The following is a 14,208-nucleotide window of genomic DNA, read 5'->3' as shown; positions in this document are numbered from 1 at the left end:
TCCGTCACCTAATTTTATCGAATGAGTTCTAAGGGAGAGTGACATTGACTGACGTCCAGGACACCACAATCGTATCTGCGGCCATCTATCCCCCCATCGGTGTGTGCCGGGTGGGCAACAGCCCGTCCGAATACTACATCGGACCCGAGGTGAACGAACCGGCCCCCTTGCCACCGGGCAGCTACCGCGATGACAGCGGCCGCATTAAACGTGAAGCTGCACGATTTCGCATCTATGGATTGAACGCAGCCGGGCAGGCCGTGGCCGAGTTGACGGCCGATACTGCTGACATCGAATGGCAGGTCGCCTTGGCCAACCAAAAGTCCAGCTGGTACGAATTTCAACTGGCACAAGATGTGCCCGAAGCCGCGCAGGCCGACCCCAGTGTCAAACGCAATCTTGCAGTGGCCGACCGCGACAGCCTGACAATTGCGCCTTCCCCGCAATCGGTTTCAGGCACGAACCACAAGGGGGACAGCACCAAGTTTGACGATGGCACCTGCTTTGGCCAACGGGTCTATCTGGGGGAACTGCATACCGATGACGCCGGACGACTGATCGTGCTTGGCGGGCATGGCAAATCAGCCTCCAACGATGACAGCCCCGCGATCACATTTGCCAACAACGAAGGTTGGTATGACGATACATCGGACGGGCCTGTGACCGCGACGGTGACACTGGACGGCGTCCAGTTGGATGTGGCCCCCGCGTGGGTCATTTGTGCGCCGCCAAATTATGGCCCGCAGATCAAATCGGTGCGGACGATGTGGGACTTGATGCGCGACACAGCCGTCAGTGCTAAGATGCTGGATCGCCCTGCGAAACCATCGTTCCAAGACGACATTCGCCCGATTTTTGAACGGATGACCGAATTGCAATGGGTCAATGCGGGCTTCGCTGCGGCCTTTGGCTTTGAGGGGCCTTTCGACTTTTCGTCGCCTGAATGGTTGGCACGATTGAATGATGCCACGGACACAGGCGCAGAAACGCGGCGTGTGCTTTACAACAATTTCCGTGTGTTTGATCGCGACAGCAAATCGCCCGTGCCGTGGCCTTGGCTGTATGGTGATGCGATGAATGTGCCACCAGCAGACACGCCGCGCCAACATACCACGCTGTCGGATTTGCAGATGGGTTTTCTTGCGCAATGGGTCGAGGGCGATTTCATCGCCGACTACGATCCGAACGCCTGCCCACCTGCATCCATTGACGCTGTGCCGGTGGCAGACCAGCCCGACATGCTGACGCGTGCGGCGATGGAGTTTTGTTTGGCCGACGCGTTTCACCCCGGTTGCGAAATGACTTGGCCGATGCGGCAAGCCGGTATGTACGCCAGCGCGTTTCGCCTTAAGACACGAGACGGGGCGGAACCGGATTATGGTCAGGAATTGACGCCAATTTGGGATGCACCGGGCGGGCCTGTCAACGGGGGCCAATCGCCGGGCTCTATCACACGATGGATGGCTGTGCCCTGGCAGACAGATACTGCATCTTGCCGGTCAGGATATACCAAAGCCTACGACCCCTATGTGCCTACGTTCTGGCCCGCACGGGTCCCCAACGAAGTGGTCAGCACCGAAGCGTATGGTGTGATCACCGACACGTCTGCATCCATGCAAGATCGCATTGCAGCCTTCACAAACCGCGCCGACTGGCTGGAGCCGTTGGGGCCTGACAAATATTATCAACATCAGATCAACCATATGATCCACCACTTCGATCAGATGGGCATTGTCGAAGTACACCCGGGCCCCGAAGGCAGCAGTGATGCCTTTCCGGCCACGATCCAAGTGTCTGATCAACCACAAAAGACGCGTTTGATGGCGATGGCAAAAGGCGCTGCACCGCAAGGGCACTCGGATCTTTCGCATATCGACAAAGTCCAACGGTTGCCCGTGAAAGGCAGATAGTCTGAGGCACGATTGCGATATCGCGATTGTTGGTGCGGGCCCTGCGGGGTCCGCATTGGCATGTCTTCTGGCGTCTCGATATTCTGTGGTGATCGTTGAAAAACAAAGCCAGCCTGCGCCGCGCATTGGTGAAAGCCTAATCCCGGGGGCACGGCGCCTGTTGCGGGATATGGGGCTGTTGGAGGCGATTGAGGCACGCGGCTACCCTGCGTATCTTGGCAACCAATCGGTGTGGGGCAGCGACCAGTTGGAAAACACCGATTTCATTCGGGACCCTGACGGTCCGGGATGGCATTTGGACCGCGCTGACTTTGAAAGAACCCTACGTGATGTCGCGGGCAATCGCGGTGCTTCGGTTTTGACGTCTCAAGCTGTTTCAAGTTGCGAAAGGGACGCGGCAGGTTGGGGGTTGGGCTGTGTGTCGGGCGCCCGGATCCATGCAAGAATTGTGGTGGATGCGACCGGACGCAAAGCCTCGATTGCGCGTATGATCGGCCAGCGCCCTGTGGTTCTAAGTAAAACCGTGGCGGTCTGGATGCGGTTGCCGAATGCTGCAACGCGCCCGCTACATAAAAGCCTGCTGCACAAAGGTGTGTCGACGATTGCCAGCTGTGCGACAGGATGGTGGTACACTGCCCCTGTGCGCGACGGACGCGTTGTGTCCTTGCACACGGACTCCGATCTTGTGACAGAAAACCTGCGTCGCAGTGACGGGTTTGTCGAAGCCGCACGGCGAAACGCGGTTGTTGGCGCAGCCTTGGCGCAAACTTGTGCAAATGACAGTGCCCACCCCCGTATTTCCGCCGCCAACACGTCCCTTTTGCCTGTTCCTGCGGGTAAGGGGTGGCTGGCGGTCGGGGACGCAGCGCTGGCGTTGGATCCGTTGTCATCGCGCGGTGTGTTCCAATCGCTTTACACCGGGTTGGCCGCGGCTGCTGAAATTGATGCGGCCCTGCAAAACAAAACTGGTATGGATTTTGCCGTGTACGCGGCGCATCTTCAGGATATCGCCGCGACGTACCGTGGGCATCTGGATCTGTTTTATAGAACAGAACGACGTTGGCAGGACGCCCCGTTCTGGAAGCGGCGGCAGGGATGAACGGGTTCTGGTGGGTTCAGAGGTTTTTAGACCATCGTCGGTTGCAACTGCCGTAAACAGTGTGGCACGGTTAGATATAAGTGGACTGGCCGGATCACAGCTATAGATTGCGAAAATGACACAAAAAATGTTGGATTATCACGTCGATGCAGGGGTGACCCCGCTGACGGACCCTGAGTTTGGTGAAGAGCGCGTGTTTGTGCCCGAGTGCCTGCAGACGCGGCTTTTTCCTGATGTTCCCAAAGGCAGTGCGCCCCAGTTTCTGTATGCATTGCTTGATGCGGGCAAAATTCCGTTTCTTTTGGATCGTTTGGGTCAGGCCGAACTGGATCACGTTTGCTTGTATGACTTTGATGATTTCGATGACGATACACAACAGGTTGCCCCTTGGCTGGTGCGTTTGACAGCAGACAGCGACATCACGCGGCAGTTTTTCTCGTTCGACGCGGACGACGACAATCCCTTCCATATGTTGGTGCATGGGGGGGGTATTTTGCTGCGCAGCCATGCGGACATCGCAGCTTTGCGCGGCCATCTGCGCCACTACACTGTGCTGCCGGATGAAGGCGGGGTGCGGATGGTATTTCGCATGCAGGAACCGGGATATCTGGATGCGTTCCTGGCGGTGTCCAGTGACGCCGAAATCGCGACATTCTTTTCGCATGTTCTGGAACTGACGTATCTTTTGCCCTCGCTGGAAGATGGAAAGTGGGATGCAATCAGCGTCAGGGCCCCCACTGTGACGGCGCAAAACGCACAAGGCTTGCATGCACGCCCCAAACTGGACAAAGCACGGCGTAATAATCTGCGCCACATGCGCAATCTTATTCAGGCGCGGGCTTTGGCGGTAAAAACAGGCGCTGATCTGGCAGATCGCGAAGCGCGTGCAGACACCTATTACAAAATCCTGATGACGGGCTATGACAACGAACCCACCGTCATCAAGACCCACGACCTGTTGCGGCGCGTGCCTGAGGGTGCGTTGCAACCCTATTGGGATGCGGTGCGCAGCGGTGACCATTCGTTGGGGTACCTGAACCACCGGTTGGCCGCCCATTACGGCCTTGAGGACTTAGTACAATGAGTGTTTGCGTTGAGTGTGGCGATTTTGAACTGTTTTACGTGCCGTCTTGCGGAGACGCTGCCGTTGGCGACAGCGACGTGTTGTTGTTTGCGGGGGATGAGCTGCTTGGTGTGAATGCCGAAATCCGTGAAATGGACGGGCTTTTCGGGGATCTGGATCAAGCCAACAACACAGAAGACGTTGAATTGATCGTTCAAGCGCAAGCAGCCTTGGCCAAAACCCTCGACAGCTACGTCAAACCCGGTGTGCATCTGCCCGACAAGCATCTGGTGCAGATGTATTCGCTGAAAGGCAAACGCTGGACGCGGGTGCGCAGCGACAAGATGGCCAACCACTGGCGCCGCTACCGCATCGGCAAGGACATGTTGCAGCCTTCGGGGGATCAGCTGCCCAAGTCGCGTCTGGTAGAGGCCTTCAAAGAGGTCGGCAATAAGGTCAAGGACGACCTGCAAGGCGGCATCACCTTCCGCAACCAAATCGCCAAGGGCAGCGTCAGCGCGGGTATTCTGGAGCTTTTTGACGAAAGCTGGGCGAAGTGGATTGATGCGGTCAACGAAAGCATGACCTATTCCCATGCCGAGCCAACGTTTGATCTGTCGGCAGGCGCACAGCTTTTGCGGGCCTATGCAGGGTTTGGTGTGAACCTGGGCTACAACCCGAAAAAGAAAAGCGCTGGCATGTCGGGCCACGCAGAGGCACGCGCCATTCTGGCCGAGGCCAAAGCGACCTTTAATTACTATGCCCCACACCGCGATGGCTGGCATGCGCTGATCCCGTATGGCGCACCACAAGCATCAGAAGACGGGCGCCAAAAAGAACTGAATTTCGGCTATTTCCGTGGCCACTTTACCTTTGCAACCCATGCCATGTTGGGGGCCAGCATCTTTGCCACGGCAGGGGTAGAATACAAGGCCGAACCCGATGGCTCTATCTTGGCCAAACCCTCAATGGCTGGCGTTAAAGGCGAAGCCGCACTTGGGGCTTTTGCAGGGGTAGAAGCGGGCGGCAGCGTCAAAGGGGCGCTGGAATGGCTGAACCCCGGTTTGATCGTGGACGGGCAGCCCGTCACCAACAAGGAATGGGGTGCGATCATCGAAGTCGGTGCGTCATTGGCGGGCAATTTCGGCGTTGGCGCACAGATCGATTTCAAGATCACTTATGACGGTGGCAAATTGATCTTCAAATGTAAGGCGCAATTGGTTGTGGGGCTTGGGGCCAAAGGCAGCCTATCGGGCACCATTGGGTTCGACAAGATGTACGAATTCATCATGTATTTGTACAACCAGCTGAAAGATAACGATTTTAGCTATCTGGAATTTATCGACGAAGGGGCGTTCAACTTTGTCATTGCAGCCGTTTTATACGCCATCGAAAAAGGCGTTGATCTGGCCCGTCTTGGTGCCTTTGCGGTCAGCGAAGTGTTGTCTTCAACCGCCAAACTGTTCTCGGAACCGCAAGCAGCGGAAGACTATGCGAAAAAGATCAAAGCCCGCCCAAGTGCTTTGATTTTTGCGCCACCAGAAGCAAAAGGCGCCATCTTGTACCGCCTGTCGGAAACCTACACCTTCTCGTTCGAAGAACATCAAGAAGCGGCCATTCTGACGGTTGTCGGCACAGTGCAATCCAAAGCGGAGTGGGATAAAATCGTGGAACGCATCACTCCGGCAGGCAGCAAGTCTTCAGCCTCTGCAGGATTGGCACGTCTGAACTACATCATGGACGGCGGATCGCAGCGTAAATTCACGACTTTGATCGCGGCCATCAATAGCCTGCCGCCCACAACGCTTTATGCAGGATCGCCTGTGCGCGTGCAGACCATCGCATGACGCGTGGTATTATCATCGCAGGGGCGGCAGCTTTGGTTGCAGCAGCTATCGGGGCCGTTGCTTTGCCGGGGTTGATGCAGGGCCGTGCCGTGGAGGCTTTGAAAACCCGCACCCTTGCAGAGCTGGTCTTTGTGCAAGGCGGGGATTTTCGAAACGGCACCTACAGTGTGACATGGCAAAAGCCGGATGGTAGCCGGATTGACCTGCCGGTGCGCGATGCGTCCCAAAGCCAGACAAGCACGGATGTCACGCTGCCTTCGTATTATTTGCAGGCCCATGAAGCGGACAACGCAGACTTTGACATGTTTCTTGCGGCCACAGGACGGCCCGAGCAGTATAAGTCGCCCCAAACCTCACGTGGGACAGCAGGTGTTGCAGCGGAAATGACATGGTCAGAAGCGCGGGATTTCTGCGACTGGCTGGGGGATGTTGCCGGTTTGAACATGCGTCTGCCCACAGAAAACGAATGGGAATTCGCGGCCCGCGCCCGCGGTGGCACACCGCCCTATGCCACAGACAACGGTCAGTTTCTGGAAGGCAAAAACACCCATGATACGGTCATAGGCAACAATCCAGCCACACGCGGCGTGTTTGGGCCAAGCCCTATGGGGTTCTACAATATGGCAGACGGTTTGTATGAATGGGTCGGTGACATGGGCCGCGTGCGGATCGCCAAGGGCGGCAGCAACGTGTCCAGCGCAGCCTATGAAACGATCCCAAGCCGCGCGGTGATTGAAGGGTTTGCAAAGACGGCCGACACCGTAACTTTGTCTGACAACGCGGCCCGATACGGCGCCATCAAAACCGACACATTGTATTTGTTCAACGCGACGGCACGCTGCGTCGCGGACGTGACACAGGCCCCTGCACAAAGCGGATTTGGCACAGCGCCCGATCTGGACGCGATTGGCTTTCCAACGATTTACGTCTGGCCGTTTTAGCCGTGTAGGGCGGCCACGGTTTTCAGGGTGGAAAAGCCGTAAAGTGCCTCAAACCCTTTTTCGCGTCCGTGACCCGATAGGCCGACGCCGCCAAAGGGCAGCTCAACGCCACCCGCGGCGCCGTAGTTGTTCAAGAACACTTGACCTGCGCGAAGCCGTTTGGCCAACCGCATTTGACGCGCACCCGATAGGGTCCAAACAGATGCGACCAACCCAAAGTCCGTGCCATTCGCGATACGCACAGCATCGTCTTCGGTGTCGAAAGGGATAATCACCTGAACAGGGCCGAATATTTCTTCCTGCGCAAGCACATGATCCGGCGGGACATCTGCGAATAGGGTCGGGGCCACATAAGCGCCGCCTTCAGGGGCGTTGGATGCAATGGACGCTTGGGCGACAAGCCGCAAGTCATGGCCCTTGGCGATGTACCCGTCCACGACGTCCTTTTGGCGGTTTGAAATCAGCGGGCCTACGTTCAGATCATCTGATGCCGGACCGACGCTCAGCGCCTTATAGGTGTCTCCCATGCGCTGGACGACGGCATCGTAGACACCGCGTTGCACCAGAATGCGCGAGGAGGCGGAACAGGTTTGGCCTGCGTTTTGCAGCCCCGCATTGACCAAAAACGGCAGAGCCGCATCCAAATCGGCATCGTCAAACACCAGTTGCGGGGATTTGCCCCCCAGTTCCAACGTGACAGGGACTGCGTTGGCGGCAGAGGTTTCTTGGATGATTTTACCAACACCCACAGAGCCCGTGAAGGACATGTGATGCACGCCTTTGTGCGCGGTCAATGCGGCACCTGCCTCAGCCCCAAGACCCGGCACCACGTTCAACGCCCCGTCAGGCAGTCCGGCGTCCTTGCAAATTTGTGCAAACGCCAGCGCCGTTAAGCAGGCTTCTTCGGCGGGTTTCAGAACGCAAGCATTGCCCATCGCCAAAGCCGCCCCGACAGAGCGCCCGATGATCTGCATGGGATAGTTCCACGGCACGATATGTCCTGTCACGCCATGTGGTTCGCGGAGGGTGTAAACGGTGTAACCGTCCTGAAACGGGATGGTCTCGCCGTGGATTTTGTCGGCAGCACCCGCATAGAATTCCATGTAGCGGGCCAAAGCCACCACATCGTTGCGCGCTTGGGTCAAGGGCTTGCCAACATCCATCGATTCCAACTGTGTGAGATGGTCGATGTTTTTCAGAACCTCTTCCCCGATCCGCGCCAGAACGCGGCCCCGTTCAAAGGCTGGCAGTCTGCCCCATGTACCGTCAAGCGCCGTTTGCGCGGCTTGAACGGCTGCATCGATATCTTCGGCTGACCCCCGCGCGATGTTGCAAAGGGCTGCGCCATCGGACGGGTTGATCAAAGGCAACGTCTGGCCGCTGCGTGAGGGGCCCCACGCGCCGCCGATAAAGCACAGCGTGGGGCCGATGTTCATAGGTTTGACTGTCATGGCGCGACCTTAGTTCGCGTAGGCCACCGCTGGCAACCATGTCACCAGCCAAGGAAATTCAAACACGATAAACAAGCCAAACAACTGCAACAGCACGAAGGGGATCACGCCTTTGTAGATATGCCCCAGCGTGACGCCGGGGGGGCACACACCTTTCAGATAAAACAGTGCAAACCCAACAGGTGGCGTCAGGAACGACGTCTGCAAAGTGACCGCCACCAGAATAGCAAACCACACGATCTGCGGATCATCCACAACACCAAAGCCATCCACAGCCAGATCAAGGCCCAGAACAACTGGCAACACCAGTGGCATGATGATCAAGGTGATTTCGATCCAATCCAGCAGGAAGCCGAGTAGAAAGACGATAAACAGAATAAAGATCACGATCATATACGGGTTGTCGAAAGACCCCGCGATCATGTGTTTGATCGTTTCGTCCCCACCATACAGCCGCAACACATAGGCAAAGAAGTTGGCAGCGATGAAAATACCAACGATGTAGCCTGAGGTGTTCAGCGTCTGGCGCATCACGTCGCGAAACACGGTGTAGGTCAGTTTGCGGTTCAAAATCGCCAACACCATTGCGCCTAATGCGCCCAGGCCCGAGGCTTCGGTTGGGGTGGCGAACCCGAAAAAGATCGACCCCAAAACCACCAAAATCAGTGCCATCGGCGGCATCACGGACAAGGCGACCTCGGCAATCACTTTACCTGTCACGGGTTCACGGTTTTCAGGCACTGGCATCGCGGACGGTCGCAGCACGCCGTAAATCACGATGAAGGTGATATAGAGTGCGCCAAGCAATAGGCCTGGGAACAGCGCCCCCATAAACAAATCGCCCAAGCTGATGGACAGCTGATCCGACATAATCACCAGCATGATGGATGGCGGGATCAAAATGCCAAGCGTACCGGATGCGGCGATGGTGCCTGTGGCGATGGATTTGGAATAGTTTTGTTCCATCATCGCGGGCAGGCCCATGACCCCCAGCAACACAACGGACGCGCCGATCACACCGGTAGATGCCGCCAGAATGATACCGATCAGCATCACCGACAGGGCCAACCCGCCGCGCAACGCGCCAAACAGCACCTGCATCGACCGCATCATGCGCTGGGCAACGCCGGATTGATCCAACATAAGCCCCATGAAAATGAACATCGGCAAAGCGACCAGAACAGGGTTTTTGATAACCCCGCCAAAGAATCGACCCGCTGCGGCCCCCATCTTTTTGTAGCTGATGCGTGTGTCGTCATATTCGATATATTCGCGGATACCGGTTTTGTTTGGGTCCAGCACAAAAATGGCCAGCACGATAAAGATCAGGGACACACCGACCAACGCGTAAGCCACGGGGATGCCCCGAAACAGCATGGCAATGAACGTCAGGAAAATGATCAGAACGAACCATTCGTTCAGGGTCAGAAAGTCGATAAGGGACAACAGCTGCATGTGATTTAACCCTTAGCCTGAACAGAACGATTGCGGATAAATCCGACAAGATAAAGCACCGCCAGCAAGACGATAGCGACCCAAAGTGCGTACTCGAACATCGGTTCGCGCAAGATACGACGCGGCTTGATGTCGGCGTTTGTGAGATAGACAAACCAGTACATGACATAAACCACGACGCGCCACGCGACGAAGATCGCCATAGGCAACATACCCACGATCACAGTGCACAGATTGACGGGTTTGATGACGCGCAAATTGCGGATCATGACCGCGTAGGCCGCCAAAATGCACACGCCAAACAATAGGGGCAGGGAGGCTTTCAACAAATACAGTCGGTGCAGGCCGTTGGGGCTGTCCGACCCTTCACCTGCGACGATCGACGCGATGGCGTAGTGGAACAGCGTATCGAACATGATGCCCAGAAACGGCATCAACAACCATCCAAGTGCAAAGACTTCGATGCGGGCCTTCTTTTCGGGGGTGTAATGTTCGTGGAAAATATCAACCCGCACGTGGCTGGATGTTGTGATCGCATAGCCAAAGGCGGTCAGCATGGCAAAGCCGTAGATCCACCATTGGGCGTCGTCCAACCAGGCTTGGTTGAAGCCGTTGCCGCGCAAAACGACCTGAGAGACGATGGCCAACATCAAAAGTGGAAACGCCCAGGCCACCACGTTGCCCACATTGATCATCAAACGATCAAAGACACCGTGCTGGTCGCGGTCGACCTCGCCGGGATCGCTGATGGCCAAGACGGCATCAACTGTTAGCTCTTCTTGGGGGTCTGTTTTCTGTGTCATGCTCTCACTCCTCAAACCGGCCAGTGGCGACGGGTCTTTTTTTGTTCAAAAGGCGGCACCCGAAAGTGCCGCCTTTCAATTGTTCAAGCATCGCAATTACTTGCGTGGCAGGTAGATGTTGTTGGACCAGATTTTGTAGCCTTCGCGGTAGTCGGCCAGATCAGCCCAGACTTTTGCAAAGTACTCGTCTTCCGCTGCCAGCTCAGCCGCAACTTCGTTCCATGTGCTTTCAAACAGTTCCAGCATTTCTGGGGACCACTGCTTAATTTGAACGCCGTTCGTTTCGGAGTTCTCGACCATCGCCGCATAGTTGGTGGCTTCGCCTTCGGCCAAAGATGTCGTCACGTTGGCCAAGCAAGCTGTCTCGATCTGGTTTTGTGCAATCTCGGACAGGTCTTCCCAGACGTCGATGTTCACAATCAGCTCAAACAACGTGGACGGCTGGTGCCAGCCAGGGAAGTAGTTGTATTTGGCGATTTTGTGAAAGCCCAAACGCGCATCGATGCGCGGCATGGAAAATTCTGTGGCGTCAATCGCACCGCGTTCCAGCGCCGGGAAGATGTCGCCCGCACCCAACAGGGACGTGGACACGCCCAAACGCTGCATAACTTCCGCACCAAGGCCGAAGAAGCGCATGTTCAGGCCTTCAAGGTCAGCCACACCGTTGATTTCGTTCTTGAACCAGCCGGATGTTTCTGGCGCGATGATACCGCAAGGCATGACTTTGACGTCGTAACCCGCTTGGTCGTACATGCCCTGCCAAAGCTCTGCGCCATCGTCATACAGGATCCAGCCCATGAATTCGCCAGCTTCGGGGCCAAAAGGCACAGCCGCGAAAAGGGATGCAGATTTGATTTTGCCCTGCCAGTAGCCGGATGTCGCAAAAGCCGCATCAACAGAACCGTTGGACACGGCGTCCAGTGCTTCAAGTGTCGGAACCAGTTTGCCGGGATCGAAGTGTTCGATTTGGACATCAGTCGAGATCGAGTTCAGGCGATCCTTGAAGTCCACGGAAGCTGTGCCAAGAATGGGCAGGCTTGACGGGAATGACGATGTCATTTCCAGCGTGTCTTGGGCCATAGCGCCGGTTGCGGCAACCGTGGCCGCGACAGCGGCTGCGATAAAGTTGGTTTTCATTTGGTATTCCTCCCTAGGTGACCATTTTGGCCGATGATGTCGTTGGGTCAGTGACCTCTTTGATTTGGGTCAGTTCGCAATGAATACGCTAACGTATACATTAAAGAGCTGTCTATAAACTTCTCCCCCGTCGCACGGGTTAAGTTTTTGGCGACAGCAGGGGTCTTGGCAAGGGGTATGAAACGGCCCAATTCGCACAGAACATGCCAAAATATACATCAGGTCTTTGAATTTAAACGTAAATTGCCAAAAGTGGGTTGGAATATTAAACGCCTATTTTGGTAAAAAGATTTGGCCAAAGTGGGGATGTGTTAACTTTTGGCTGCAAATCGCAAGATCATTAGTTTGGGTGAGTCGGGCCAATTGCCCCGACTTTCCCCTATAGGTGGTGGGCTTGATGCACGATCAAGCGCTTTCAATCGGGCCGCCTGCGTCTTTCCAGCCCGAGATGCCGCCGATGTTGGTGACATTCGTGTACCCCATGTCAGTCAGCGTTTTGCCAGCCAAGGCTGCTTGCCCGCCTGCCGCGCAAATCAGGTAAATGGGGGCGTCTTTTGTCAGGGCAGGATTATAGGCACCTGTTGCAGGGTCGGCGATGAATTCCAACATACCGCGCGGGATGTGATGTGCACCTGCGATTGTGCCGGTTTGCGCAATGGCCGCGCTGTCACGGACGTCCACAAAGACGCAGGCTGTATCACCATGTTTGGCAACGGCATCAGCAGAATCGATCCGTGGCACAACCGCGTTGGCATCTTCCATATAGTCTTTTGAGGTTTTCATGTTGGACAGTCCTGTCGTTTGATCAAGAAGCAAAATGGGCGACCTATCGGGGGCGCCGCATCCTTTGCGCATTAAAAAGGAAGACTTATGTGCCTGCCAGAATCATTTTTGCACAGTTCTCGCCGATCATGATGGCCGGTGCATTGGTATTGCCGGACACGATTTCGGGCATTATCGAACAATCCGCCACGCGCAGGCCCTTAACCCCGTGCACGCGAAGCTTGTCATCCACGACTGCGTCACTGCCTGATCCCATTTTGCAGGTTCCGGTGGGATGATAGATCGACGCGGTGTTGTTGCGTGCCCAATCCAGTGTTGCATCGTAGTCGTTGATATCCAGATCAGGATCGGGTCGGAATTCCGTTGAGATTTTCTGATCCAGTGGTGCATGCCGCGCAATGGTTCGCGCAATATTGACCCCCGCCACAACAGTGCGGCAATCGGTTTCGGTGGACAGATAGTTGGGGATGATTTTGGGGTAGACCTTCCCATCAGCGCTTTGCAGGCGAATTTCACCGCGGCTTTCCGGACGCAATTGGCACACGGACATGGTGAAGGCCGAAAACTTGTCCGCGCCTTTGCCCGGGTTTTCTGCCGACAACGGCTGCACGTGAAACTGGACATCGGGCGTTTCAAGGTCTTCGCGGGTTTTCATAAAGCCAGTCGCAAGGCTGGCGGCCATAGCCATGGGGCCCGTGCGTGACGTGGCATACTTTAACGCAATGCGGGCTTGGCCCAAAAGACTGGACACTTCATCGTTCAAAGTGGGTTCCTTGCACTTGTAGACAAGGCGCGCTTGCAAGTGGTCCTGCATTGCTTTGCCCACCCCGTGAAGGTCTCTTTTGACTTCTATGCCGTGCTCTTGCAGTTGTGCGGCTTCGCCAACACCGGACAGCATCAGGATTTGTGGTGAATTGATGGCTCCGCCACTTAGAATGACTTCTCGGTTGGCTTTTATGGTGTGTTCCACGCCGCCTTTGTCCGTGTAGGTGACGCCGGTGCATACGCCGTTCTCGATGTTGACCTTTTGAACAAGGGCGCGGGTGATGATGCGTAGGTTGTCGCGGGATTTCACTGGATTAAGGAAGGCCACTGCCGACGAACACCGGCGCCCGTTACGCGCAGTGAGCTGGAAAAAGCCGACACCCTCTTGCGATTTGCCGTTGTAATCGGGATTGAATTTGTAGCCTGCAGCCTGCGCTGCTGCGACCCATGCGTCAGTGATCGGGCGTTGAATGCGCATATTCGACACCGACAATCCGCCTTTGTCGCCGTGATATTCATCGGCACCACGTTCGTTGTTTTCGCTTTTCTTGAACAACGGCAACACGTCGTCCCAAGACCATCCGCTATTGCCCATTTGTGCCCAGCGGTCGTAGTCTTGTGGTTGTCCACGTACGTAAAGCAAACCATTCAATGAAGAAGACCCACCCAGGACCTTCCCACGGGGCCATTCGATGGAACGGCCATTCAGACCGGGATCAGGTTCTGTTTTGTAACACCAGTCTACGTTGGGGTTATGTATCGTTTTGAAGTATCCGACGGGGATATGGATCCACGGATTGATGTCACGGCCACCGGCTTCCAGCAACACGACTTTGTTGGCCGGATTGGCACTGAGGCGGTTCGCTAAAACGCATCCCGCAGAGCCTGCGCCTACTACAATATAGTCCGCTTCCACAAAATATCCTCCCTTGGTTCGAATTAACCCTATACAGA

11 protein-coding genes are annotated in these 14,208 nt (G+C 55.9%); 5 read left to right on the top strand and 6 right to left on the bottom strand.

Features of this window, described 5'->3' with window-relative positions; genetic code table 11:
- Nucleotides 1-44: 44 nt before the first annotated feature.
- From ABJL60_RS20035 to ABJL60_RS20015, 5 genes are all read left to right on the top strand, one after another.
- Nucleotides 45-1,910, top strand: a complete 1,866-nt coding sequence (locus ABJL60_RS20035) for a LodA/GoxA family CTQ-dependent oxidase (RefSeq protein WP_348374124.1) — start codon at nt 45-47, stop codon at nt 1,908-1,910.
- A 1-nt stretch (nt 1,911) separates the two neighbouring features.
- Nucleotides 1,912-3,009, top strand: a complete 1,098-nt coding sequence (locus ABJL60_RS20030; protein WP_348374145.1) for an NAD(P)/FAD-dependent oxidoreductase — start codon at nt 1,912-1,914, stop codon at nt 3,007-3,009.
- A gap of 115 nt (nt 3,010-3,124) precedes the next feature.
- A complete protein-coding gene (locus ABJL60_RS20025) occupies nt 3,125-4,093 on the top strand; it encodes a DUF4123 domain-containing protein (RefSeq protein ID WP_348374123.1) in 969 nt (322 codons plus the stop codon).
- A complete protein-coding gene (locus ABJL60_RS20020; protein WP_348285833.1) occupies nt 4,090-5,919 on the top strand; it encodes a hypothetical protein in 1,830 nt (609 codons plus the stop codon). The genes ABJL60_RS20025 and ABJL60_RS20020 overlap by 4 nt, the downstream gene beginning before the upstream one ends.
- Nucleotides 5,916-6,860 carry an SUMF1/EgtB/PvdO family nonheme iron enzyme gene (locus ABJL60_RS20015; protein ID WP_348374122.1) on the top strand — a complete coding sequence of 315 codons (945 nt, stop codon included), beginning with the start codon at nt 5,916-5,918 and terminating at the stop codon, nt 6,858-6,860. Before ABJL60_RS20020 ends, ABJL60_RS20015 begins: the two co-directional genes overlap by 4 nt.
- Here the strand turns inward: ABJL60_RS20015 and ABJL60_RS20010 are convergent.
- The 6 genes from ABJL60_RS20010 to ABJL60_RS19985 all read right to left on the bottom strand — a co-directional run bounded on the left by ABJL60_RS20010 (nt 6,857) and on the right by ABJL60_RS19985 (nt 14,170).
- Entirely contained in the window at nt 6,857-8,311 is a 1,455-nt protein-coding gene (locus ABJL60_RS20010; protein ID WP_348374121.1) for an aldehyde dehydrogenase family protein, read from the bottom strand. The two genes, ABJL60_RS20015 and ABJL60_RS20010, sit on opposite strands and share 4 nt — an antisense overlap.
- A 9-nt stretch (nt 8,312-8,320) precedes the next feature.
- Entirely contained in the window at nt 8,321-9,766 is a 1,446-nt protein-coding gene (locus ABJL60_RS20005; RefSeq protein ID WP_348285836.1) for a TRAP transporter large permease subunit, read from the bottom strand.
- 5 nt (nt 9,767-9,771) lie between these two features.
- Nucleotides 9,772-10,569: a TRAP transporter small permease subunit gene (locus ABJL60_RS20000; protein ID WP_348374120.1), complete on the bottom strand. Its 798-nt coding sequence runs from the start codon at nt 10,567-10,569 to the stop codon at nt 9,772-9,774.
- Between the two features lie 96 nt (nt 10,570-10,665).
- Nucleotides 10,666-11,706 carry a TRAP transporter substrate-binding protein gene (locus tag ABJL60_RS19995; RefSeq protein WP_348374119.1) on the bottom strand — a complete coding sequence of 347 codons (1,041 nt, stop codon included), beginning with the start codon at nt 11,704-11,706 and terminating at the stop codon, nt 10,666-10,668.
- Nucleotides 11,707-12,111: 405 nt separating this feature from the next.
- Nucleotides 12,112-12,489, bottom strand: a complete 378-nt coding sequence (locus ABJL60_RS19990; protein ID WP_348374118.1) for a rhodanese-like domain-containing protein — start codon at nt 12,487-12,489, stop codon at nt 12,112-12,114.
- 85 nt (nt 12,490-12,574) lie between these two features.
- Nucleotides 12,575-14,170, bottom strand: a complete 1,596-nt coding sequence (locus ABJL60_RS19985) for a choline dehydrogenase (protein ID WP_348374117.1) — start codon at nt 14,168-14,170, stop codon at nt 12,575-12,577.
- Nucleotides 14,171-14,208: the final 38 nt, after the last annotated feature.

Origin of the sequence: Ascidiaceihabitans sp., assembly GCF_039986515.1 — a bacterium.
Taxonomy (GTDB): Bacteria; Pseudomonadota; Alphaproteobacteria; order Rhodobacterales; family Rhodobacteraceae; genus Ascidiaceihabitans.
The sequence above is the reverse complement of the archived record's forward strand: the minus strand, read 5'-3'. Positions and strand labels throughout refer to the sequence as shown.

What these genes read in the sequence shown, in the direction of transcription:
- ABJL60_RS20020 (WP_348285833.1), top strand. Translation starts at nt 4,090, where the DNA reads ATGAGTGTTTGCGTTGAGTGTGGCGATTTTGAACTGTTTTACGTGCCG.
- ABJL60_RS20005 (WP_348285836.1), bottom strand. Translation starts at nt 9,766, where the DNA reads ATGCAGCTGTTGTCCCTTATCGACTTTCTGACCCTGAACGAATGGTTC.
- ABJL60_RS19990 (WP_348374118.1), bottom strand. Translation starts at nt 12,489, where the DNA reads ATGAAAACCTCAAAAGACTATATGGAAGATGCCAACGCGGTTGTGCCA.
- ABJL60_RS20015 (WP_348374122.1), top strand. Translation starts at nt 5,916, where the DNA reads ATGACGCGTGGTATTATCATCGCAGGGGCGGCAGCTTTGGTTGCAGCA.
- ABJL60_RS20010 (WP_348374121.1), bottom strand. Translation starts at nt 8,311, where the DNA reads ATGACAGTCAAACCTATGAACATCGGCCCCACGCTGTGCTTTATCGGC.
- ABJL60_RS19995 (WP_348374119.1), bottom strand. Translation starts at nt 11,706, where the DNA reads ATGAAAACCAACTTTATCGCAGCCGCTGTCGCGGCCACGGTTGCCGCA.
- ABJL60_RS20025 (WP_348374123.1), top strand. Translation starts at nt 3,125, where the DNA reads ATGACACAAAAAATGTTGGATTATCACGTCGATGCAGGGGTGACCCCG.
- ABJL60_RS20000 (WP_348374120.1), bottom strand. Translation starts at nt 10,569, where the DNA reads ATGACACAGAAAACAGACCCCCAAGAAGAGCTAACAGTTGATGCCGTC.